This window comes from Clostridium sp. 1001283B150210_160208_E6 (genome assembly GCF_015669365.1).
GTDB classification, from domain to species: domain Bacteria; phylum Bacillota; class Clostridia; order Clostridiales; family Clostridiaceae; genus Clostridium; species Clostridium paraputrificum.
Genome location: NZ_JADPAA010000001.1, coordinates 80,192 through 103,431, shown reverse-complemented (window position 1 = coordinate 103,431; position 23,240 = coordinate 80,192). Strand labels below are relative to the sequence as shown.

Genomic DNA, 23,240 nt, shown 5'->3' with positions numbered 1-23,240 from the left:
GGGGAAATAAAATGGGGCAAATTATAAATGGTAGAGAAATTGCAACTAATATAAAGGAAGAAATAAAAAGCTATGTAGATAAAAGAACAAAAGAAGGAAAAGATATTCCTCAAATAGCATCAATTCTTGTAGGAAATGATGGTGGTTCTATTTATTACATGAATAGTCAAGAGAAAGTTGCTACATCTTTAGGAGTTCTTTTTAAGAGAGTTGAACTTCCAGAAGATACATCTAAAGAAGAATTATTAAATACTATTGATAAATTAAATGAAGATAATAAGGTTCATGGTATTATAATTCAACTTCCTCTACCAAAAGGTATTGATGAAAAGGAAGTAGTAGCTAGAATATCTCCTAAAAAAGATATTGACTGCTTAACTTTTGAATCACAAGGTAAGTTATATATGGGAGAAGATGGTTTCTTACCTTGTACCCCGAATTCAGTTGTAACCCTAATTAAAAGTTTAGGTATTAATTTGAGCGGAAAAGAAGCAGTTGTTATTGGTAGAAGTAATATAGTAGGAAAGCCTGTAGCACAGCTGTTATTAAAGGAGAATGCTACAGTAACTATATGTCATTCAAGAACTAAGGATTTAAAAGAAGTTTGCAAAAGAGCAGATATTTTAGTTGTAGCAATAGGTAAACCTAAATTCTTAGATGAAACTTATGTAAAAGAAGGTGCAGTAGTTATAGATGTTGGAACTTCATCTTTTGAAGGTAAAATAACAGGAGATGTAGATTTTGACAAAGTTATAGATAAGGCTTCACATTTAACTCCAGTACCAGGAGGAGTAGGAGCATTAACTACAACACTTTTAATAAAAAATGCTTGCAAGGCGGCAGAAGAGTATGAAGATTAAGACTTTAACTGTTAGTGAGGTTAATAATTATTTAAAACGAATAATAGATAATGATTTTATACTTAATAATCTCTCTGTAAAAGGAGAGATTTCTAATTTAAAATACCATTCTAGTGGACATATTTATTTTTCTCTTAAAGATGAAGGTGGAAAAATAAACTGTGTTATGTTTAGAAGTAAGGCTATTATGCTTAAGCTTACTTTAGAAGAAGGAATGGGAGTAGTAATTGGAGGAAGAGCTTCTATTTACCCTCAAAACGGTAGTATACAGCTTTATTGCGATACTATTGAACAGGAAGGTAGAGGGGAACTTTACATAAAGTTTGAAAGATTAAAAGAAAAACTTAGTAAAGAGGGATACTTTGATGAAGAATTAAAAAAGGAAATACCTAAACTTCCTAGTAGAGTAGGAATAGTTACCTCTCCAACTGGTGCTGCAATTAGAGATATTATAAATGTTTCTAAAAGAAGAAATAGCTTAGTAGATTTAGTACTTTATCCAGCTAAGGTTCAAGGAATTGGAGCTTACATGGAAGTTATTGAGGGTATAAAATACTTTAATAGAACTAAATCAGTAGATGTAATAATAATAGGTAGAGGTGGAGGTTCTATAGAAGAACTATGGAACTTTAATGAAGAAGAATTAGCAAAGGCTATATTTAAATCTAAAATACCTATAATATCAGCTGTTGGACATGAAGTGGATTTTACTATTTCTGACTTTGTAAGTGATGTAAGAGCAGCTACTCCATCACAAGGGGCTGAAATAGCTGTGCCTTTGCAATCAGATATAGAAGAAACAATAGAATATATAAATAATAGAATGGGAAGTATTATAGCTAACAAGCTTCAATTAGAAAAAAATAAGGTGGATTCATTAAGTAGAATACTTAAATTAAATTCACCTATGAGTAGAATTGTTAACAACTATATGATAATAGAAAAGCTTAAAGAAAGGCTCAATTCTAACATAGTTAACAAGATTAATATTGAAAAGGAAAAGTTATCGGGACTAAATAATCTTTTAATGGCACAAAATCCATGTAACCTACTTAATAAAGGTTATGCTATAATAGAGGATGAAAGTGGTGTTATAAATACCGTAAAAAGGATGTCAGAGGAAAAAGAAATAAATGTTTTCTTAGCTGATGGCGTAGTGAAAGGTAAATTTAGTCCTGATAAGTAGGAGGATTTATGGCGAAAAAAGAGAGTTATGAAGAAATGCTTCAAAAACTTCAAGGAGTTTTAGGAGAACTAGAAAATGGGGAACTTTCTCTAGAGGAATCTATGAAATCCTATGAAGAGGGAGTAAAAATAGTTAATAAATTATATAAAACTTTAAATACACTAGAAGGCAAAATTTCTATTATAAAAGAAGAAAAAGAAGTGGAGTTTGAAGATGGTAATTAAGATTGACCAGTGTAAAAGGGATATAGAAGAATATTTAAGTAATTATTTTTTGCAAAAAGGAAGTTATAATAAGAAAATTTATGATGCAGCAAGTTATAGTTTAAATATTGGTGGAAAAAGAATAAGACCAATATTACTTCTATTAACTCATAGTTTATATAAAGAATCTTATAAAGAAGTATTACCTATGGCAGCTGCAATAGAGATGATTCATACTTATTCTTTAATTCATGATGATCTTCCAGCAATGGATAATGATGATTTAAGAAGGGGTAAACCAACAAACCATAAGGTTTTTGGAGAGGCCATAGCAATATTAGCTGGGGATGCATTATTAAATGAAGCTATGATTTTAATGATGGATTATTCACTAAAATCAGGAGAGAATGTATTAAGAGCTTCAAAAGAAATAGCTAATGCAGCTGGTGCTGATGGAATGATTGGTGGTCAAGTTGTAGATATATTAAGTGAAGAAAAGGAAACACTATCAGAAGAAGAGTTAAAATATATGCATTTAAAGAAAACAGGAGAACTTATAAGAAGTTCTATTGTTGCAGGTGCAATATTAGGTGAGGCTAAAGAAAGTGATATTGAAAAGCTTGATATTTTTGGTCAAAAACTAGGGTTAGCTTTTCAAATTAAAGATGATTTATTAGATGTTTTAGGTTCAGTAGATAAATTGGGCAAAAACACTAATAAGGATGAGGACAAAAATAAGAGCAACTTTGTTACAATGTATGGTATAGACAGATGTGAAGATCTTTGTAAACAGTTAACAGAAGAATGTATTTCTATACTAAATGATTTGACAGTAGATGCTAAATATCTAAAGGAGCTAACTTATAATCTTTTAGATAGAGAATATTAGTACAAAGGAAATGATAATATGACAAAGTTTTTAGATAATATGAAGTTTCCTGAAGATATTAAAATTCTAAATAATAATGAATTAGAATCTTTAGGGGAAGAAATAAGAGAGTTTCTTATAAATAGTGTATCTAAAACTGGAGGGCACTTAGCATCTAACTTAGGTGTAGTTGAACTAACGCTTAGTCTTTTCAAGAGTTTTAATTTAGAAAAAGACAAAATAATATGGGATGTTGGACACCAAAGCTATGTTCATAAAATCTTAACTGGAAGAAAAGAAGGTTTTAAGGTTCTTAGAAAGAAAGATGGAATGAGTGGATTTCCTAAGAGGAATGAAAGTAAATATGATGCATTTGATACTGGACATAGTAGTACATCAGTATCTGCAGCCTTAGGTATGGCAAGAGCTAGAGATCTAAAAAGAGAAGATTATAAAGTAGTTGCAGTAATAGGCGATGGAGCTTTAACTGGTGGAATGGCCATTGAAGCATTAAATGATGTTGGCTTTAATAAAACAGATATGATTATAGTTTTAAATGATAATCAAATGTCTATATCTCCAAATGTAGGAGGTATATCATCATATCTTAATAAATTAAGAATGGAACCAGGATATAATAAACTTAAGATGGACATTAATTCAAGCTTAGGCAGTAGTTCTGTAGGAAAAGCAGTTATTCATTCATTATCAAAATTAAAAGATAGTGTTAAACAATTAGTTGTCCCTTCAATGTTGTTTGAAGATATGGGAATAAAATATATAGGGCCTATAGATGGTCACGATATACCAACGATGGTTGAAATGTTTAATAAAGCAAAAGAGATAAATGGACCTGTAATTATACATACCATAACTAAAAAAGGTAAAGGATATGATTTTGCAGAAAAAAGTCCATGGAAATACCATGGTGTGTCTCCTTTTGATTTAGAAAGTGGAGAACCTAATATATCTCCATCAAATAGCTACTCAAAAGCCTTTGGGAAATCTTTAATAGGAATTGCAAAAGAGGATAAGGACGTTGTAGCAATAACAGCAGCAATGCCAGATGGTACAGGTCTTAGATGCTTCTGCAAGGAATTCCCTGATAGATTATTTGATGTAGGAATAGCAGAACAGCATGCAGTTACTTTAGCTGCAGGAATGGCTTGCAGTGGCTTAAAGCCTGTATTTGCAGTATACTCAACTTTCCTGCAAAGAGCTTTTGACCAAGTTATACATGATGTGTGTATACAAAACCTACCTGTTGTTTTTTGCATAGATAGAGCAGGTATCGTTGGAGATGATGGTGAAACTCATCAAGGAATTATGGATATATCATTTTTATCAATGATTCCTAACATGACTATTATGGCACCAAAGTGTCTAGAAGAAGTTGATGTGTTACTTAGATGGGCCTTAAATAAAGGAACACCAGTTGCTATAAGATATCCTAGAGGTGGAGATGAAATAGATGGCTTGGTTCCTATAAATAAAGTAGAACTAGGTAAGTGGGAAACATTAAATAAAGGTGAAAATGTAGCAATAATAGCTACTGGAAAAATGGTTCAACATGCTTTAAAAGCTAAGAAAATATTAGAAGAAAAAAATGTTAACCCAAGTATAATTAATGCTACCTTTATTAAGCCAATAGATACAGAGTTAATAAGAGAGCTATCTAAAGAAGGCTACCATATAGTAACGGTAGAAGATAATATGAAAAACGGCGGCTTAGGTACTCTAGTATTAAAAGAGTTAACTAACTGTGGACATAAAGGTAAATTTATAAATTTAGGATACGATGATAAATTTATAAATCAAGGTAATGTAAATCTTCTATATGAGGATAATGGTTTAGATGGAAAAGGAATAGCAGATACTGTGCTTAAACTTATATAATATAAGGAGTAGATTATGGCAGATAAAAAAGAAAGACTAGATATTCTATTAGTTGATAGAGGAATAATTACATCTAGAGAGAGAGCTAAAACATCAATAATGGCTGGTAAGGTTTTTGTAGATGGAAGAAGAGTTGATAAAGCGGGAGAAAAGGTTCCAGTAACAGCTAATATTGAATACAAGGGTGAAAAATTACCTTATGTAAGTAGAGGAGGACTAAAGCTTGAAAAGGCAATGAAAAACTTCCCTATTACACTAGAAGGTAAAGTGTGTATGGATATTGGTGCATCAACAGGTGGATTTACAGATTGTATGCTACAAAATGGTGCAAGTAAGGTCTTTTCTATAGATGTTGGATATGGTCAGTTTGCATGGAAGCTTAGAACTGATGAAAGAGTTGTTTGCATGGAAAGAACAAACATAAGATACGTTAAACCTGAAGACTTAGGGGAACTTGTAGATTTTGCTTCTATAGACGTATCATTTATATCCTTAAAAAAGATAATGCCTGCAACTGTAGAACTTTTAAAAGATAATGGTGAAGTTGTAGCTTTAATTAAACCACAATTTGAAGCAGGTAAAGAAAAAGTAGGAAAAAAAGGTGTTGTAAGAGACATTGAAGTACATAAAGAAGTAGTATTTGGAATTATTGATTACTTACTTGAACATAATCTAAATGTATTAGGAGTTAGTTATTCTCCTATAAAGGGACCTGAAGGAAACATAGAATATTTAGTTTATTTTACTAAGGATATGGGAAGAGAAAGTACTTTTGTTAGAGAAGATGTGGATAAGGTTGTAGAAGCATCTCATACTGAAATATAATTTTCTTGGGGGAAAGTATGAAAAGAATAGGGATAGCCATAAATCCTACTAAAGATAAAAATGATGAGATATTAAATATGGTTAAAAAGAAGTTTGAAATGAATTTCGATTTAGATGAGATAAGAATTTTCAATTCATTTAAGCTTAAAGATGAAGAATTTAAAACCCCTTTAGATTTGCTTGTTGTCTTAGGGGGAGATGGCACACTCCTAAATGTAGCAAGAGAAATTAGTAAAAAAACTTCATTACCTATGTTCGGTATTAATATTGGAAACCTAGGTTTTCTATCTAGTACAGAAATTTCAGATATAGATAGAGCAATAGAAAAATTAAAAAAAGATGAATATAATCTTGATGATAGAATGCTTCTTAAGTATGAAACCATAAAAGATGGGGAAGTTATTGAAGAACATGCATTAAATGATGTAGTTGTAGCAAGAGGAACACTTTCAAGAATGGTAAAGTTTCAAGTCTTTGTAGATGGAAAGCTTTATTCAACTTTTAAGGGTGATGGATTAATTGTTGCAACTCCAACTGGATCAACAGCATATTCATTTTCTGCAGGGGGGCCATTTATTTATCCAAATCTTGATTTAATAACCTTAACTCCAATTTGTCCTCATACAAAAAGTATGCCCACAATGGTTTTAAGTGGAGAAAGTAAAATTGAGATTATTCCTGAAAATGGGGAAGAAGAAATTTATTTAACAGTAGATGGGCAAAAAGCTACTAAGGTTGAACAAAGAACTAAGATAAAGGTTGAAAGAGCAGAAAAAAGTGTTCAAGTTCTTTTGTTTAAAGATTATGATTATTTTAAAGTATTAAGGACAAAAATCTTGAATAATTCTAAGGAATGAGATGGTGAGAAAATTTGAAATCAAAAAGACATTTAAAGATTTTGGAAATAATAGCTGAAAGAGATATTGAGACACAAGAAGATTTAGCAGAAGCGTTAAAATCTGAAGGTTTTGATGTAACTCAAGCTACAGTATCTAGAGATATCAAAAACCTAAAGCTTATAAAAATGCAAGGACCTTCAGGAAAGTATAAATATGCTGTTCCAAAGACACATGAAAATAATATGTCAGATAAATTAACTAGTGTTTTAGCTAATTTAACTACTTCAGTTGAAAACATAGATAAAATGGTAGTTGTAAAGACTGTATCTGCAGGTGCAGCTCCAGTTGCAGAAGCTATTGATAGTTTTGGATTTGATGAGATTGCTGGAACAATTGCAGGTGAAAATACAATATTTATAATGCTTAGAACTACTGAAGGCGCAGAAGAGCTAGTAGTTAAAATAAGAAATTTAATATCTTAAGGGTTAAAAAGGTGGGGTAGAATGTTAATTAGATTAAACATTAAAAATTTTGCTCTAATTGAAGAAATAACTGTTGAATTTAGTGAAGGATTCAACATACTATCAGGAGAAACTGGTGCAGGTAAATCTATTCTTATTGATGCTATTGATTATGTTTTAGGTGGAAAGTTCTCAAAGGACCTAATAAGAACAGGAGAAGAGAGAACCTTCGTTGAAGCAATTTTTTCAATAGACAATGAAAATGTTAACCATGTACTAGATGAGTTAGGTATCGAGTATGATGATATGCTAATAATATCTAGAGAAACTTTATTATCTGGTAAGAGCATAATAAAAGTAAATGGAAGAAGTTTAATTATAACTCAGCTTAAAAGAATAAGAGAAAAGATATTAGATATTCATGGACAGCATCAAAATCAAAGTTTACTACAAAGAAGTAGTCATATTTTATACTTAGATAATTATATTGGAGAAGATATAGAAGAGCCTTTAAATAAATTTTTAAATTTAAAAGAAGAACTATCAAAAATTAAAGAAAAAATTAATAAAATTAAAGGTGCTGAGGACAGAGATAAGCTAATTGACTATACTAAATTCCAAATTGAAGATATAGAAAAAGGTAAATTAAAAATTGGTGAAGAGGAAGAACTAAAAGAAGAGTATAATGTTTTGAATAATGCAGAAAAAATAAATAATGCTCTTAGAATAAGTTATGGACTTTTAAGCCAAAGAGAAGATGGAAATTCAATTTTAGAATCTCTTTCAAAGGTAATAAGTGAAGTTTCTTCAGTAGAAAATCATCTTGAAGCTTTAAAAGAAAAGAGAGAACTATTAGAAGGTGCTTATTTTAGCTTAGAAGAGGCGACAAGAGATATTAGAGACCTTGGTGATGAAATAGTCTATGATGATATTAGACTTGGTAAAATCAACGAGAGAATCTATGAAATTAACACATATAAGAAGAAATATGGTGGTTCAGTAGAAGAAGTATTAGCTTATCATGAAAAATTAAAAGAAAAATATGATGAATTAATAAATGCTGAAGAAATACTAAATGAATTAATAGAAAAAGAAAGCTACATTTTAAAGGATATGAAAAATGTAGGTGAAAAGCTACATGAAATAAGAGAAAAATATAGTCCTTCATTAGAAGAAAAGATCCTTAGAGAACTATCTTATGTTGGATTAGATAAATCAAGAATGAAGATAGAAATAACTTTAGAGGATAGTTATAATGAAAGAGGATTTGATGATGTTAGCTTTATGATATCTACAAATCCAGGAGAACCTTTAAAACCTCTTGAAAGAGTTTTATCAGGTGGAGAATTATCAAGAATAATGCTTGCACTTAAGTGTGTATTTGCTGATAAGGATGAAATTTCAACTTTAATTTTTGACGAAATAGATACTGGAATTAGTGGAGCAGTTGGACAACGTGTTGGAGAAAAGATGTATCAAGTATCCTTGGGACATCAAGTTTTATGTATAACACATCTTCCTCAAATAGCTATACTTTCAGATCATCACTATTTTGTTTCAAAAGAAGTAGTAAATGATAAAACTTTTACAAGGATTAGAATGTTATCTATAGAAGATAAAATAAATCAAGTGGCATCAATGATGGGTGGTAACGGAGTAACAGAAGCTACCATACAAAATGTAAAAGAGATGCTAAAGTTTGCAGAGTCTAAAAAAGATGAAATTAAAAATCTTTAATATACATAAGTTATAACATATTGGTAAAAATAAAATCACAAGAGTTTGTGGTTTTATTTTTTTTGTTTTCCATAAAAAGAAATATAATTTTACGAAACCTTGTAACTAGGTATCAATTTTTTTCAAAAAGAGATATTTAAAAATTATATATTTAATTTTTGTCTATAATAGAAAAGTTACTATAGAATATAATGCATGTCCAATGGGTAACTTAAAAACAGACGCAAAGGAGGAGAAGGAGGAGATAGACATGAATAAGAAACTATTAAAAATAGTAAGCGTAATAATTACTCCAATCTTGATTTTGGCTCTGTCCACATGCATTATGCTAAAAGATGTACCAGATCATCTTTATACAAGTAGTGAAGTGGAAGTAATGTCGGCACTTCCAAATGTGGGACCTTTTAATAAAGTAGAATATAAAGAAGAAAAGTTAAAGGTTAATTTACTTGGACTAATTCCAATCAAACAGGTTTCAGTACATAAAGTAAAAAATATTGAAGTTATACCTGGTGGTAATTGTATTGGTGTAAGACTTTCATCTCAAGGAGTCTTAGTAGTAGGGTTTTCAGAAATAGCAATAGCTAATGATAGAAAAATTAGCCCTGCAGGTGAAGCCGGCATAGAGGTAGGAGATGTAATTTTAAAAATTGATGGAGAGGCTATAGAAACATCACATGACTTAATAAAAAAGGTTAGTTCAATTAATAAAGAAAAAATTAATATTGAACTATTAAGAGATGGCAAAAATTTAAACAAGGAAGTAACTCTTGTTAAGGAAGGTAATAGTGGATATAAATTAGGTCTTTGGGTAAGGGATTCAACAGCAGGTGTAGGTACAATGACTTTCTATGATGAAAAAACAGGAAAGTTTGCTGCACTAGGCCATCCTGTAACTGATGGTGATACAAATAAACCATTCACAATAAAGAAAGGTGATCTTTTACAATCATCAATAATAAGTGTAAGAAAAGGTGAAAAGGGTGCACCTGGAGAACTTAAAGGTATTTTTGTGAATGATGACAAACCAATAGGTAGCATAGTGAAAAATACTCAATGTGGTATTTTTGGAGAAGGTAAAAAAGCAGAATGTAATCCTATGAGGTCATCACCTATGAAGGTGGCTTTCAGAGATGAAATAAAACTTGGAAAAGCTACAATAATAACCACTATAGATGAAGAGGGACCTAAAGAATATGAAATAGAAATAGTAAAGTTGCTTCAACAAGATTCACCTGGCCCTAAAAGTATGCTAATAAAGGTTACTGATGAAACTTTATTAAGTAAAACTGGAGGCATTGTTCAAGGTATGAGTGGAAGTCCAATAATACAAAATGGTAAGTTAGTTGGAGCTGTTACCCATGTATTAATAAATAAACCAGATGTAGGTTATGGAATTTACATCGATTGGATGCTTGAAGATGCAGGGATTTTGAAGTAAAATACTAAGGATATATAAATTATTAGATATCCTTAGTTTTTTGACGAAATCCTGTTAATAAAGTGTAAATAGGAAGTAAAGAACAGAAATAATTACCAATAATTGTAAAAATGAATTATTTATTTTAGATAAAAGTATTTACGAAGATGCAAATATGGTGTATAATTTACAAATAGTGGAAGATATAATTATAATATTTAAAAACAAAGAAGAATATTATATACTAAAGTAATATTAATAAACCATATATACTAAGATTAAAAAATCTTATAATTTAGATAATACATTTTATAGTTAAAAAGGAATTTTTTAAGCAATGTCGAATTTATATTATAGATAATGCAATTATAAAGTCTTAGTGAAAACTTTCTTGTTGAAAGAAGGAATTAATAAATAAATGGCGAAATAATAATTACATTGGTAAAAAATGGATAAAGGGGAGAAAAGCATGGAAGATTCAAAAATATCAGTATTAATCGCTGACGATAACAAAGAATTCTGCAGCATACTTAATGATTATTTATTAAACCAAAAGGATATAGTGGTAACAGGCATAGCGAAAGATGGTAGGGAAGCGTTGGAGTTAATTCAACAAAAGCAACCTGATTTAGTAGTTTTAGATATTATAATGCCACACCTTGATGGATTAGGAGTTTTAGAAAAATTAAATGGAATGGATTTAGATAAAATGCCAAGAGTAATCGTATTATCTGCAGTTGGACAAGATAAGATTACTCAACAAGCAATAACTTTAGGTGCTGATTATTATGTTGTAAAGCCATTTGATATGGATATATTTACAAAGAGAATAAGAGAGATGTTTAACACACAAGATGTTGAAACTAAGAGAAGATCTGTTTCAACTCAAGTTGTTGAAAGAGAAGCTGCTGCAACTAGCAGAGGACCTATTGATCTTGAAACTGAAATTACAAGCATAATTCATGAAATAGGTGTACCAGCACACATTAAAGGATATATGTATTTAAGAGAAGCAATCACTATGGTTGTTAACGATATGGAATTATTATCAGCTGTTACTAAGGAATTATACCCATCAATAGCTAAGAAGTATAATACAACTGCTTCAAGAGTTGAAAGAGCTATAAGACATGCTATTGAAGTAGCTTGGGGTAGAGGACAAGTTGATGCTATAAATAAGTTATTTGGTTACACTGTTCATAATGAAAAGGGAAAACCTACCAATTCAGAATTTATCGCTATAATAGCTGACAAGTTAAGACTTAAAAATAAAGTAAGCTAATAGCTCTATGACAAGTTTTAAAGGAATATAACCTTTATAATGTCATAGCAATAAATATAAATTTATATGATTAATAAAGACATCAACTAATTGGTTGTTAAAAACTGATTAGAGGTGTCTTTTTTTATTGTCTAGAAAATATAAAAATCTAATTAGTTATAAATTAAGGGGGTTATTACATTTTTATATTAAAAGATATAATCAATGATAATAATTTTATAATTTCCTTATCTTAAGTGCTAAGGGAATAGATATTTATTTTTATGTGACTTAGAGCTTGCCACGGAACGCGAAAAATAAATATCCACTCCGTCTTTTTTAACTAAAAATTTTAAGAAAATCCTAAGATATTGCTAAGATTAATATAAGTTTCCATAAATTAATAATAAGAACTTATTGATAAAGTTAAATAGTAGTTAATTTATGGGAGGTTTATATGAAAAAAATTAAATATATAATATCGATAACACTAGCAATAATACTTATTATAGGAGTTTATATAGCTATAAAAAGACCTGATATTAAATATGGAATTATGACTTTATTTGATAAAAGAGAAAGTATTACATTAGAAGAAGTTGATATTGGAACACAGAAGGTAGATTTATCAGATATAGAAGAAGGAAAATATAATAATATAAAATATACAAATAATATGTGGCTTGTAAATAATGATAATAAGCTAGATTATAATAATAATTTGAACTTGGTAGAATTTAGAGATACAGGTTTTTTAATAAATAGAGAAGTGGTAGAGCCATTAGAATCCTTACTTAAGGCTTCAAAAGAGTATACTGAGGACAAGCTCTTAATTATGTCTACATATAGAGATAAAAACGAACAAGAAGATTTATATAAGGAGGATAGTTCTCTTGCAGCAAAGGTTGGGTATAGTGAGCATGAGACTGGACTGGCTTTAGATTTATACGTACATACACTAGCACAGAAGAACTTTATAAAATCACAAGTAGGTAAGTGGGTTAATAGTAATGCACACAAATATGGTTTTATAATAAGGTATCCTTTTTTAGGAAAGAGCAAGACAGGCTTTAATTATGAACCTTGGCATATAAGATATGTTGGATTGCCTCATTCTAATATTATTTATAATAATAGACTAACCCTAGAAGAATATTACCATCTTTATGAAAAAGATAAGTCATATAAATGTGGTGAATATATAATTTCATATCAATCCTCTCATAATAATTCTTTAGATATTCCAAAAGAGTACAAAAACATAGAGATATCTAAGGATAATAAAGGGGGATACATAATAACTTCAAAGATAAAATAAAAACTTAGTAGAAATATATCACATATTATGTGAATTATACATAATATAAACTATAATTAAAATTTGTTTTTGGAGGATATAAGAATGTACAAAGAAGATTATGAATATAACAATAAACCTGAAGATAAATGTGAAGAAAAGTGTGAAGTTAAGGTAAAAGAGGGTACTACAAAGTGCTATGATAAAGAATATGAAGTGTGTGGAAAAAAAGAAGCTATCGTAAACAAGCATTACCATAACAACCACTTTACAAGATTCAATGATATTATGGTAACTGATTGTCACTTTGTTAAGAATTATGTTGAGGACTGTAACAGAGTTCATCACAAGGTAGAAACAATAGATTTAGGAACTAAGTATTTAGGATGCTCTACTATTGAAGAAAAGAAATGTGAATGGAAAGAACCTAAGTGCCATGAACCTAAGTGTCACGAACCAAAGTGTGAGGAATGCAAGAAAGAATGCAAAAAAGAATGCAAAAAAGAATGCAAGAACGAATGTAAGAAAGAATCTAAGAAATATATTGATGTATCTGAATGGGAAAAGAAAGATGAAGATTGTGGTCATAGCTACTGGTGTGATTGCAAAGAAGAGAAGAACGAAAAGGATTATGACTGTTGGTGCTAAACAGAAGGATTATTTTGTAGAGGAGAATATCTTCTCCTCTTCTATGAAAATTAAATAACTATAGGCATATGCTCAATTTAATTCTTTGAATTAATTTGAGCTTAATTTATATAAGAAAGGAAATTTCTATGGAGTATGAAGAATTAAAGAAAGAGGATGTAAAAGAGGATTTCTATATAGATATTCAAGGGGAAAAGAAAAATATAAGGGTTAATCATTATCACAATAGATACTATGTAAACAATAATGATATTTTTATTACTGATTATGTAGATGAATGTGGAAAAGTAAAGTATAGAGATATTAAGGTTAAAAAGAATGGATGCACACTTTATAAAGAAGAGTATGTAGGAAGTAAAATAGTATCTGAATAAGAATTTAAGAAAGGGGCCTAGAATAAAATCTAAGCCCTTTTTGTAGTTTATTACATTTTAGTATGAGAATAGTGAATGCTTTTTAGATAATAAGAAGTATTTGTTAATAAAATTTAAAAAAACTATTTCTAATTGTAGAAAATTATAGTAGAATATACGTGAAAACTATATATATTGGCAAATTTAGAGAAATCTAAAGACGCAAAGCTAAAGGAGCTAAGGTTTAATAACTATGCTAGCCAGTTGCTAAAGAAGTATATTCTTTGATTTCATAATAAGTAGTATTTAATAAAATATGAAATTCTATGGCAGCTATCCTTTAGTGGGTAGTTTTTTTATTCTACATTATAACGATTGGAGGAAAATTTGGTGAAAAGAAAGGCTTTAGCTATTTTAATTGCTACTGTAATGGCAACTGAAATTATATCAACTCAAGCAGTATCTGTTTACGCAACAACAAAAAGTAGCAATGTAAGCATAAATAGCAGTTTACAAGGGACATTAGAAGTAAGATTAAAGTTTGATGTGCCATTAAAACTTAGAAAAACAGAAGAAACTAAATTAAATTTAAGTTTAAAATTAGGGGATAAAGAGGTACTTAAGGTTCCTGTTGGAAATAATGCTGAAGAACAGTATGCTGGAAATATAAGCTATAAAACATCAGCATTAGATTATTATTTAGAGGAAACTAATGATAGTGATGTGTATTATTACAATGCTATTATTAACAATCTTCCAAAGGGAAAATATACTTTAGAAATTAATGGGGAAGGTTTTGCTCCAATAGTATTAAAAGAAAAAGTTGAAATAAATGATTATTCAAAGAGAATTTATATAGGAAACGATAGAGATGTTTCTTTAGTAGTGGATGTAGATGGAGATAAGGTTACTACAGAGAAAGATTATAAATCAATTTTAGAGAATATAGGGACAAGCAACCTATTATATGATTTAAACAGAGACGGAGTAGTTGATATTGCAGATTTAGCCATTGTTCATGAAGCTATAAATAAGAACAATGAAGATAAGAAGGAAAGTATATACGATACTTCTGCAATAATTGATCCATCAGAGGTTGTAATCCTTGAAGAGGAAAAGGTTGGTGTAGTTCATGGTGAAGTAAAGGATCTTTTTGAGGATTCTGAGGAAGGAATTACAATTGAGCCAAGTAGTACTCCAGAAGTAGATGAAGATGGTGAAAAAGTAGTTGGAAAATTCTCTATTGAGGTTCCTAAAATAAAGGCAGAAGAAGTAGTTGTTGATGTTAAAGGAATTACAGAAGGTACTATATTAGTTGAAACTGAAGATGGTAGAGTTATTAAGCAAAAGATTAATAATAACGCAAGACTTGCTAGAACAGCTGAAAATCCAGTATCAGATAAGGTAGTAATTAATTTAGAAAAGCAAGTTGCAGTTAAAAAGATTACTATTAAGGTTAATGCTACAGATCCAACTAATAATAATCTTGCTCAAATAGGTAAGGTTGAATTTTTAAATGATGTATATCAAGAAGTTCCAAAGGCAGAAAGTACAGCACCTACAATTTTAGAAGTGGAAACTGATGATGAAACAGTTAAATTAAAATGGTCAGAACAAGTAAATATCGATGGATATGAAGTTTCTTATAAAACTAATACTGGTAAAGATACATCAGAAAAGTTAACTAAGGTTGGAGGAAATTCAATAGAATTATCAGAACTTGAAAACTTTGAAGAGTATGAAATAAGAGTAAGAAGCTACAGTGGTGAGACATGGAAAGGTGAATGGTCAGAAACAGTAAAAGCCACTCCAGCGCCTAAAAAAGCTCCAGATGCTCCAGAAAATATAAATATTGTTGGTGAATACAGACAACTTAGCATATCTTGGAAGAAGATGAAGGGGGCAGAAGGATATAATCTGTTCTATAGAGCTAAGGGAGAAGAGAACTTTAATAAGGTTTCTAACATAACTGGTGTTTCTACTGTATTAACTGGTCTTGAAGATAATGTTACTTATGAGGTTTACTTAACTTCATATAATAGCTTTGGTGAAAGTAGTAAATCAAAAATGTATACAGGAACTACACTTTCTTTAATAGCTCCAGAGATACCAAACTATAAGCTTTTAAATACAGTTAATGAAGTAGGAGAGGTTACTAATCACATTGTAGATGTAACATATCCTAGAGGTGGAATAGATGGTAATGAAGTAACTGATGAAAATAAGTTTGCAATAGTAGATGGAGACTTTACATCTGCATGGGTACATAATGACTGGGATAGTTCAATGTATAGTAAATCAGCTCCAATAGTTGAATTTGATGATACATATGCAATGGATACTATAATGTTTTCTCCAAGATTTGATAAGCATACTAGAGAGTTTTACAATTATGTACTTAGATATTGGGATAATGAAGGAAATGTTCATCAAATAGAAAATGAAGATATAAGGGTAAATAAAAAGGTTAGTAATGGAAAGCCATATTATGTAGTGAAATTACCAGAAGCTATTAAGGCAAAGAAGGTTCAATTAAACTTAAGCGTATATGGTGGAGGAATACTAACAGTTTCAGAAATGAAATTCTATCATTATGATTCTATTGAGGATGATGTAAGAAATTTATTTAAGGATGATTTATTAATAGAATTAAATGATAATGTAACTCATGATAAGATTAATGAACTAAGAGAAAGAGCTAACACTAGTGATGTAGTAAGTGGTGAGTATCATCCAAATCAATCTATTATATTAGATGAGCTTAAACTTGCAGAAGATATACTTAATGATAAAAATATAAGTAAAAATACATTTACAGTAAATCAAAATATAAGCAATAGTGGTAATAATTTAGGGCTTTCAAATGACTATCAAGCTTTAGGATACACAGCAAAAGCTGGGGAAGAAATTGTTGTTTATGTTGGTACAGAAGGAAATGTATTACCTGAACTTGCATTTACTCAACATTATGGAGAAAGTGGAAAGTTTATTAAGACAGTAAAACTTCAAAAGGGTAAGAATGTACTACAAGTGCCTGAGATACATAATTTAGATGTAGAAAAGGGAGGAAGTATATACGTTAGATACCCAAATGGAAACCCTTCTAATAAAGAAATAAAAATAAGAGTAAGTGGAGCTAAGGAAATTCCTCACTTAAATGTTTATGGAGACATAAATGATAGCAGCAAAGAAGGAGAAGTTAAGGAAAGTATCAGAGAATATATAAGAAGCTTAAAGGATTATGTTGATACTATGAAGGATGAGTATCCAAAGTTCTTTGCAAATAAGTCAAATAATAATTACAAATATGATGAAAAGACAAGCATTGTAAATACTACTGATATAGAAACAACTAAGGCTACTTTAAATTTACCTGCTTCAGCTATTTTAAATGGTATAACATCAGGTCTTGCTACAGAAGATGAACAAGTTGATAGACTATATGATAGCCTTCAAGCTCTAGAACAAATAATGGAGTTAATGTATGCTCAAAGAGGTGTAAGTGAAAACCCTGATTTTAATAATGATGGAACTTTAGATGCATCAGAGAAGAAGCATTTACAACCAAGAAGTAGAGTTAATATTAAATATCAAAGAATGTTTGCAGGAGCATTTATGTATGCATCTGGTCACCATGTTGGAATTGAATATGGTTCAGCAAGTGGATTAGTTAATGGAAAGCCATATACATTTAATGAAGATGGAACTGTTAAAGAGTCAGGATCATTATTTGGATGGGGAATTGCCCATGAAATAGGACACGTAACTGAAATGAATGGACTAGGTAAAGCAGAGGTAACTAATAACGTTATTGCATTACTTGCTCAAACATTAGATGATAAAGCACCTTCAAGATTAGAAAATTCAGATAAGTATACAGAAATATATGAAAAGGTAACATCTGAAACAATAGGCTTACCTGGAAATGTATTTACTCAACTAGGAATGTTCTGGCAGTTACATTTAGCTTATGATGAAAATCCAACATCAGTAATGCTTATAACTGATAGAGATAATGATTTAACTAATGATTCCTTCTATGCAAGATTATCTAAAAGAGCTAGAGAAGCTTCTGCAGAGGATTCAAAGTTATCTTATGAACAAAAGATTGTAAGATATGCATCAGATGTAGTTCAAAAAGACTTAACTGATTTCTTTAAGTCATGGGGAATAGTTCCTTCAGAAGAAAATATAGCTTACATGGCTGAAAAGGGATATGAAAAAGAAGGTAGAAAGATTCAATATCTTAATGACAATGGAAGAAGACAAATCCTTGCAGGAGTTCAATCAATGTCAAAGGATACAAGTGTAGAAGCTTCATTATCATATGATGATAGCACTAAGTCAAAGAGTGTAGAATTAACACTTGGAACTAATAAGGACTCAGATAAAATATTAGGATATGAAATTTATAGAAATGGAAAAGTAATAGGCTTTACTACTGATTCTAACTTTACTGATTATGTTTCAGCTAATAATAGAGTATTTACATATGAAGTAGTAGCTTATGATTATCATTTAAATAAAACAGAAAAATTAACTCTTGATCCAATAAAGGTATCACATGATGGAAGTTTAACTAAAAACTTATGGGAAGTTGAAACTAATACATCATCAAGTGAAGATGTTAATGACGAAAATAACACAACAGGACCAGTAGATAACCCAGCTATAAATAAGATTAAAGATAATAAAAATAATACAATCTTTAAGGGTGATAGAACTAATAATCAAGATCCATATGTAATTGTGAATTTAAATGAAGTTCAAAATATTGTTGGATTAAGATATACAGCTGGTATTGAAGATGGAGATTTATCAAATAATACAATTTCAGATTATCAAGTATTTGTAAGTAAGGACAAAGAAAATTGGACTTTAGCTAATAGTGGTAAATTTGATTTAAGTGTAGATAAGAATTCAGAAACTATATACTTTAATGAAGAAGATTCTACAGGTGGTAAACAATTATGGTCATATGAAGCATCATATGTAAAAATTGTTGCTCCAAAGGCTAGTGGAATATCAATAGCAGAACTTGATATTATTGCACCTCCTGGAGATAATGTTGATTTAAAGGAATCTGGTGTAGGTACCCTTTCTGAAGACTTTATTTATGGAAAGAATGAAGGAGATGTTATTCCAAAGGGATCAATTGTATTTACAGGAGAATACAGAGGAAACCCAGCATTTAATGCAGTTCTTTTAAGAGATAAGAAGGATAATGTAATTGAAGGTGAACAAATTCTTCTTGCAGAAGTACCTGAAAATGGACACCTTGGAGAAATAAGTAGTGGAACATGGATATTCTACTTAACTCCAGACAAGCTAAATACATTACCAAAGGAAATAAGAGCTGAATTATATAGAGTAAATGATGCTGAAACTCTAGAAGGTCAAAGATTAGTAAGTGATACTTTATATGTAAATATACCTGAGGTATTACCTGAAATAAAATTTGAAGGTGGAATAATTCCAGAAAACATGAGATAAATAAAGCTTTATATAGGAGGATACTATGAAAAACATAAAAAAAGTAGTTGGGCTTTTTATGTTGTCTGCTATGATGATAGTTATGCCATATAAAATAACTTCTGCATCAGTGGAAACAAATATAAAAAGAGTAGAAGAAAAAGCAAACACTGTAGAAATATCCGTTGATAAAATAAATTATGAAGTTAAATCCTTTAGCATTAGTTTAAAGATAGAAGGAGATGTAACTCTTGATTCTTTAACATGGAGTGATACTTTAAGTGATAAAAGCGTAGTTAAAAATTATAAGTATGATAGTGTAGAAAACGTAGTGGATATCTATGTTACGTCAAGCAAAAACTTAGTTGAATACAGTAATCTTAAGGTGGCATCTATTAAAGTTAAAGGTGAAATGAATGCTAACTATAATATAAATGGTAAGGGCAAATTTAAATTTATCTATTCTGATAAAAATAAAGATGGTGAAATGAATAATTTACCATCAAACAGTAATGAAGAGTTTAAATTTATTAAGGCATCTAATGTACCAGATAATGATAATAATTTAGGGCAAGATGAAGAAAAACCAGGTAATGATAGTAATTCAGGACAAGACGGAGAAAAGCCAGGTAATGATAATAATTTAGGCCAAGGTGAAGAAAAGCCAGAAAATGATTATAATCAGGATAAAGAGGAAAACTCTACTGATAGTAATGAAGAGTCTAATGAATCTTTAGAAAATGGTGATTCAAATGATGATTCTAATAATAAAGAAGATGCATCATCTAATGAAGTAGAAACAAGTGATAATTTATTAAGAAATATTTTTATTGCTTTATTAGTACTTTCAGGTGGAGTTATCTTAATATATAATTTCAAAAAGAGAAAAGCTTAATGTAAAAGAGTAGTCATAGTAATTATGGCTACTCTTTATTCTTTAGAAAAGTGGATAGCTAACATATAATTAAGTATAATGGAAATAAGAAATTATATTAGAAAAGAGGAAGATAAAATGGATATTTCAGAAAAGATTTTAAAAGAAGAAGAAAGATATACAGGAAACTTTTTAAAAGTAGCTAATATAGATGTTGAGTTACCTGATGGAAACCTAGCTAGTAGAGATGTTATTAGACATCCAGGAGCATCTGCAATTTTACCTTTAACTGATGAAGGTGAAATAATTCTAGTTAAACAGTTTAGAACAGCATTAAATAAAGTAATTATTGAAGTGCCAGCAGGAAAGCTAGAAAAAGGTGAAGAACCTATTGTATGTGCAAAAAGAGAATTAGAAGAAGAGACAGGATATAAAGCAAAGGAATTTAAATACTTAGGAAAGATATGTACGGTACCAGGCTTTTGTGATGAAATAATTCATCTATACCTTGCAACTGGAATATATGAAGGAGTTAAGGGTGGAGATGAAGATGAGTTTACAGAAATCATTAAGGTCTCAATTGAAGAAATGAAAGAAATGGTTAAAAAAGGGGAAATAATAGATACAAAATCTATTAATTGTTTATGTCAATATATGCTTCAATGTGAATAGTAAGCAGGTTAGTGTAAAGCTATTATTTTACACTAACCTGTCTTTTATTTTGCTCTAATTATTTTTCTAAGTTTTGTTTTATAAATAACTTTAAATAATCCATATCCAATTAATCCACCTATAGTATTTAATAACAAATCTGATGAGTTAACTGTTCTTAGTGTACCAAGATAAATATTTTCAACAAATTGAATACTTTCAATTGATAGAGAAATTAAGAAGGATATTAATAAAACTTTTTGTATACTTCTTAACTTTTTATTATAGCAACATAGGTAAGCTATTAGGGGTGTAAGTAAAAATATATTGCCTATTATAGCGCGAAGAAAAAACTTAATGCTTGGAATTTCACCATTTATAATTGTAGAGATGTAATCTGAAAGTGGTATCCATACAATATTGTTAAATTCTTCTGTTAAAGACCTTTCTTTTACATGAACAAAAGTAGGGATTATTGTTGAACTTATAAGAATTACTATGTATATAAATAGGAGAGCATTCATAATTTCTTTTCCAATATAATTTTTTTACCTTTCTTTCTGTTAACAACAAGCATAATGCTTCTTATTATTAAGTAGATTATTAAGAGTACCATAATTTCTAAAAAATTAATATTCATAAGTTACCTCCTTAAGGCTTTATAACAAAATTTTACCATAAAAAGTTTTTATAACAATTATTTTATTTACATATTTATGATTAGGTCTTATGCATAAATTTACTTTTTTAATCATATTATAGGGTATACATACTTTAGGAGGAGTAAGAGATGAAGGGTGCTATAGAAAAAATTAATGAAACTTTTAGGGAAAACAAGATTTACTATTTATTAGTCTTATTGTTCTTTTGTGTAGGAATTGTAATAGGAGTTTATTTAGTAAGGTATATGAACGAAGGAGATAAAAATGATTTAGCAAGTTACTTTACTGTCTTTGTTAATGGTATAGGTGAGAGGCCTGTAGACTATGGAGCATTATTATTGGATATAGTTAAAAAGAACTTTATATTAATAATCCCAATAATAGTTCTAGGTTTTACATTCTTTGGAACACCTATAATATTAATATTAGATTTAATAAAAGGATTCACCTTAGGATACACTTTTAGTTTTCTACTTACAACTTTTGAAGGAAAAGGAATCGGACTAGCCTTAGTTTCTACAATTCCACAAAATTTAATTTACATTCCATGTTATGTTGCTTTAAGTGTATTTGCATTATCAATGTCTACAGAAAAATTAAAAGAAAAGTTTTCAAAGAAGTCTATTCCTGTAAATATTAATCTAAATGGTATAGGAAGCTATCTTATTGTTTTATTAGGATTATTTGTTTTAGGAGTTATACTTGAAACTTATGTGTGTCCAAGCATAGTTAAATTTGTGGTTACTAAATTCTATTTATAAAAAGAAAGAAACATAGGAAGAGAAATGAAGGGAAAAAGATTAATTTGTCGAATATATAATATAAATAATGGTGTAGGAGAGAGCAATGATAGAAATTATAAATAATTATAAAGATTATTTGTTACAAAATGATAAAAGTGAGAACACTGTATATGCCTATGTAACTGATGTAAATCTTTATTCTAAGTACCTAGAAAAGAAAGAAATGAATTTGTATACCTCAGATAATGTAGCAATAATGGGTTATATACAACATCTCTTAAACCAAGGTAAATCTGAGCGTTCTATTAATAGAATAGTTATAAGTTTGAGAAGCTTTTATGGCTATTTAAAAAGTAGGTCATTAGTTAATGATATTCCAAAGATAAGTTATAAGAGTAGCAGAACCACAAAGAAATTACCACAAATTTTAACTGTTGATGAAGTAGATAAAATAATAAGGTCTGTTGATAAAGATGGTCCAAAAGGAATTAGAGATAATGCGCTTTTAGAGTTAATGTATGCAACAGGAATGAAGGTATCAGAATTGATATCTGTAAATGTTGAAGATGTAAATTTAGATTTATCATTTGTAAAATGTATAGATAATAAGCATTTTGAAAGGCTTATTCCTATAGGAAGAAGTGCTTGTAGGGCAATTGAAGAATATCTTGCAATAAGGGATCAAGTTGCAGATGCAGGAGTAACAAACCTTTTTGTAAATCTTAATGGCCAAAAGTTAACAAGACAAGGTATATGGAGAATAGTAAAAGAGTATTCCCATAGAGCAGGAATTGATAAGGATGTTAATCTAAATACATTTAGACATTCTTTTGCAGTACACTTACTTCAAAATGGAGCTAATGTTAGGGCAGTGCAAAAGTTACTTGGAAATCAAGTGTTAACTTACATGGATACCTATTATGAAATAATAAATAGTGATAAAATTAATTTAATCTATCGTAATACTCATCCTAGAGCATAATA

20 protein-coding genes and 1 riboswitch are annotated in these 23,240 nt (G+C 29.6%); of the genes, 19 read left to right on the top strand and 1 reads right to left on the bottom strand.

Annotated elements, in window-relative coordinates; translation table 11 throughout:
• Positions 1–11 precede the first annotated feature (11 nt).
• From I4V16_RS00585 to I4V16_RS00505, 17 genes are all read left to right on the top strand, one after another.
• Positions 12–860 (top strand): bifunctional methylenetetrahydrofolate dehydrogenase/methenyltetrahydrofolate cyclohydrolase, encoded by an 849-nt coding sequence (locus I4V16_RS00585; RefSeq protein WP_099329435.1) that lies wholly within the window; start codon positions 12–14, stop codon positions 858–860.
• Positions 850–2,046, top strand: a complete 1,197-nt coding sequence (gene xseA / locus I4V16_RS00580; protein WP_111937258.1) for an exodeoxyribonuclease VII large subunit — start codon at positions 850–852, stop codon at positions 2,044–2,046. Before I4V16_RS00585 ends, xseA begins: the two co-directional genes overlap by 11 nt.
• 8 nt (positions 2,047–2,054) lie before the next feature.
• Positions 2,055–2,270: an exodeoxyribonuclease VII small subunit gene (locus I4V16_RS00575; RefSeq protein WP_027097696.1), complete on the top strand. Its 216-nt coding sequence runs from the start codon at positions 2,055–2,057 to the stop codon at positions 2,268–2,270.
• Positions 2,266–3,138, top strand: a complete 873-nt coding sequence (locus I4V16_RS00570) for a polyprenyl synthetase family protein (RefSeq protein ID WP_180269520.1) — start codon at positions 2,266–2,268, stop codon at positions 3,136–3,138. Before I4V16_RS00575 ends, I4V16_RS00570 begins: the two co-directional genes overlap by 5 nt.
• Positions 3,139–3,156: 18 nt before the next feature.
• The gene (gene dxs / locus I4V16_RS00565; protein ID WP_049179132.1) at positions 3,157–5,013 is read left to right on the top strand and encodes a 1-deoxy-D-xylulose-5-phosphate synthase; all 1,857 of its coding nucleotides are present in this window, start codon (positions 3,157–3,159) and stop codon (positions 5,011–5,013) included.
• A 15-nt stretch (positions 5,014–5,028) separates the two neighbouring features.
• Positions 5,029–5,838: a TlyA family RNA methyltransferase gene (locus tag I4V16_RS00560; protein ID WP_049179131.1), complete on the top strand. Its 810-nt coding sequence runs from the start codon at positions 5,029–5,031 to the stop codon at positions 5,836–5,838.
• A gap of 17 nt (positions 5,839–5,855) precedes the next feature.
• On the top strand, positions 5,856–6,695 hold the full coding sequence (locus tag I4V16_RS00555) for an NAD(+)/NADH kinase (RefSeq protein WP_049179130.1): 840 nt from the start codon (positions 5,856–5,858) through the stop codon (positions 6,693–6,695).
• 14 nt (positions 6,696–6,709) lie between these two features.
• Positions 6,710–7,159 carry an arginine repressor gene (locus tag I4V16_RS00550; RefSeq protein WP_049179129.1) on the top strand — a complete coding sequence of 150 codons (450 nt, stop codon included), beginning with the start codon at positions 6,710–6,712 and terminating at the stop codon, positions 7,157–7,159.
• Positions 7,160–7,180: 21 nt separating this feature from the next.
• Positions 7,181–8,875: a DNA repair protein RecN gene (recN, locus tag I4V16_RS00545; RefSeq protein WP_049179128.1), complete on the top strand. Its 1,695-nt coding sequence runs from the start codon at positions 7,181–7,183 to the stop codon at positions 8,873–8,875.
• Between the two features lie 250 nt (positions 8,876–9,125).
• Positions 9,126–10,316, top strand: coding sequence for a SpoIVB peptidase (gene spoIVB / locus I4V16_RS00540; RefSeq protein WP_049179127.1), 1,191 nt, complete (start codon positions 9,126–9,128; stop codon positions 10,314–10,316).
• Between the two features lie 448 nt (positions 10,317–10,764).
• Entirely contained in the window at positions 10,765–11,577 is an 813-nt protein-coding gene (gene spo0A, locus I4V16_RS00535; protein WP_049179126.1) for a sporulation transcription factor Spo0A, read from the top strand.
• Between the two features lie 436 nt (positions 11,578–12,013).
• Positions 12,014–12,874, top strand: coding sequence for a M15 family metallopeptidase (locus I4V16_RS00530; protein ID WP_049179097.1), 861 nt, complete (start codon positions 12,014–12,016; stop codon positions 12,872–12,874).
• 84 nt (positions 12,875–12,958) lie between these two features.
• Positions 12,959–13,501: a hypothetical protein gene (locus I4V16_RS00525; RefSeq protein ID WP_049179096.1), complete on the top strand. Its 543-nt coding sequence runs from the start codon at positions 12,959–12,961 to the stop codon at positions 13,499–13,501.
• Between the two features lie 128 nt (positions 13,502–13,629).
• Positions 13,630–13,875 (top strand): hypothetical protein, encoded by a 246-nt coding sequence (locus I4V16_RS00520; protein WP_049179095.1) that lies wholly within the window; start codon positions 13,630–13,632, stop codon positions 13,873–13,875.
• A 166-nt stretch (positions 13,876–14,041) separates the two neighbouring features.
• Positions 14,042–14,126, top strand: a riboswitch (cyclic di-GMP riboswitch).
• Positions 14,127–14,244: 118 nt separating this feature from the next.
• Entirely contained in the window at positions 14,245–19,347 is a 5,103-nt protein-coding gene (locus I4V16_RS00515) for a M60 family metallopeptidase (RefSeq protein WP_099329931.1), read from the top strand.
• A 25-nt stretch (positions 19,348–19,372) separates the two neighbouring features.
• Positions 19,373–20,221 (top strand): hypothetical protein, encoded by an 849-nt coding sequence (locus I4V16_RS00510; RefSeq protein WP_049179094.1) that lies wholly within the window; start codon positions 19,373–19,375, stop codon positions 20,219–20,221.
• A gap of 117 nt (positions 20,222–20,338) precedes the next feature.
• Positions 20,339–20,872 (top strand): NUDIX hydrolase, encoded by a 534-nt coding sequence (locus tag I4V16_RS00505; RefSeq protein ID WP_099329944.1) that lies wholly within the window; start codon positions 20,339–20,341, stop codon positions 20,870–20,872.
• 44 nt (positions 20,873–20,916) lie between these two features.
• On the opposite strand, the gene I4V16_RS00500 is transcribed toward I4V16_RS00505, so the two are convergent.
• A complete protein-coding gene (locus tag I4V16_RS00500) occupies positions 20,917–21,375 on the bottom strand; it encodes a VanZ family protein (protein WP_099329932.1) in 459 nt (152 codons plus the stop codon).
• Between the two features lie 266 nt (positions 21,376–21,641).
• Between I4V16_RS00500 and spoIIM the strand changes: the two genes are divergently transcribed.
• Entirely contained in the window at positions 21,642–22,274 is a 633-nt protein-coding gene (gene spoIIM, locus I4V16_RS00495) for a stage II sporulation protein M (RefSeq protein WP_099329933.1), read from the top strand.
• A gap of 85 nt (positions 22,275–22,359) precedes the next feature.
• The gene (locus I4V16_RS00490) at positions 22,360–23,238 is read left to right on the top strand and encodes a tyrosine-type recombinase/integrase (protein ID WP_049179091.1); all 879 of its coding nucleotides are present in this window, start codon (positions 22,360–22,362) and stop codon (positions 23,236–23,238) included.
• Positions 23,239–23,240 lie beyond the last annotated feature (2 nt).

Coding starts and splice junctions, on each gene's coding strand:
- I4V16_RS00575 (WP_027097696.1), top strand. CDS start 2,055: ATGGCGAAAAAAGAGAGTTATGAAGAAATGCTTCAAAAACTTCAAGGA.
- xseA (WP_111937258.1), top strand. CDS start 850: ATGAAGATTAAGACTTTAACTGTTAGTGAGGTTAATAATTATTTAAAA.
- I4V16_RS00490 (WP_049179091.1), top strand. CDS start 22,360: ATGATAGAAATTATAAATAATTATAAAGATTATTTGTTACAAAATGAT.
- I4V16_RS00520 (WP_049179095.1), top strand. CDS start 13,630: ATGGAGTATGAAGAATTAAAGAAAGAGGATGTAAAAGAGGATTTCTAT.
- dxs (WP_049179132.1), top strand. CDS start 3,157: ATGACAAAGTTTTTAGATAATATGAAGTTTCCTGAAGATATTAAAATT.
- I4V16_RS00585 (WP_099329435.1), top strand. CDS start 12: ATGGGGCAAATTATAAATGGTAGAGAAATTGCAACTAATATAAAGGAA.
- I4V16_RS00560 (WP_049179131.1), top strand. CDS start 5,029: ATGGCAGATAAAAAAGAAAGACTAGATATTCTATTAGTTGATAGAGGA.
- spoIIM (WP_099329933.1), top strand. CDS start 21,642: ATGAAGGGTGCTATAGAAAAAATTAATGAAACTTTTAGGGAAAACAAG.
- recN (WP_049179128.1), top strand. CDS start 7,181: ATGTTAATTAGATTAAACATTAAAAATTTTGCTCTAATTGAAGAAATA.
- I4V16_RS00555 (WP_049179130.1), top strand. CDS start 5,856: ATGAAAAGAATAGGGATAGCCATAAATCCTACTAAAGATAAAAATGAT.
- I4V16_RS00530 (WP_049179097.1), top strand. CDS start 12,014: ATGAAAAAAATTAAATATATAATATCGATAACACTAGCAATAATACTT.
- I4V16_RS00500 (WP_099329932.1), bottom strand. CDS start 21,375: ATGAATGCTCTCCTATTTATATACATAGTAATTCTTATAAGTTCAACA.
- I4V16_RS00510 (WP_049179094.1), top strand. CDS start 19,373: ATGAAAAACATAAAAAAAGTAGTTGGGCTTTTTATGTTGTCTGCTATG.
- I4V16_RS00525 (WP_049179096.1), top strand. CDS start 12,959: ATGTACAAAGAAGATTATGAATATAACAATAAACCTGAAGATAAATGT.
- spoIVB (WP_049179127.1), top strand. CDS start 9,126: ATGAATAAGAAACTATTAAAAATAGTAAGCGTAATAATTACTCCAATC.
- spo0A (WP_049179126.1), top strand. CDS start 10,765: ATGGAAGATTCAAAAATATCAGTATTAATCGCTGACGATAACAAAGAA.
- I4V16_RS00505 (WP_099329944.1), top strand. CDS start 20,339: ATGGATATTTCAGAAAAGATTTTAAAAGAAGAAGAAAGATATACAGGA.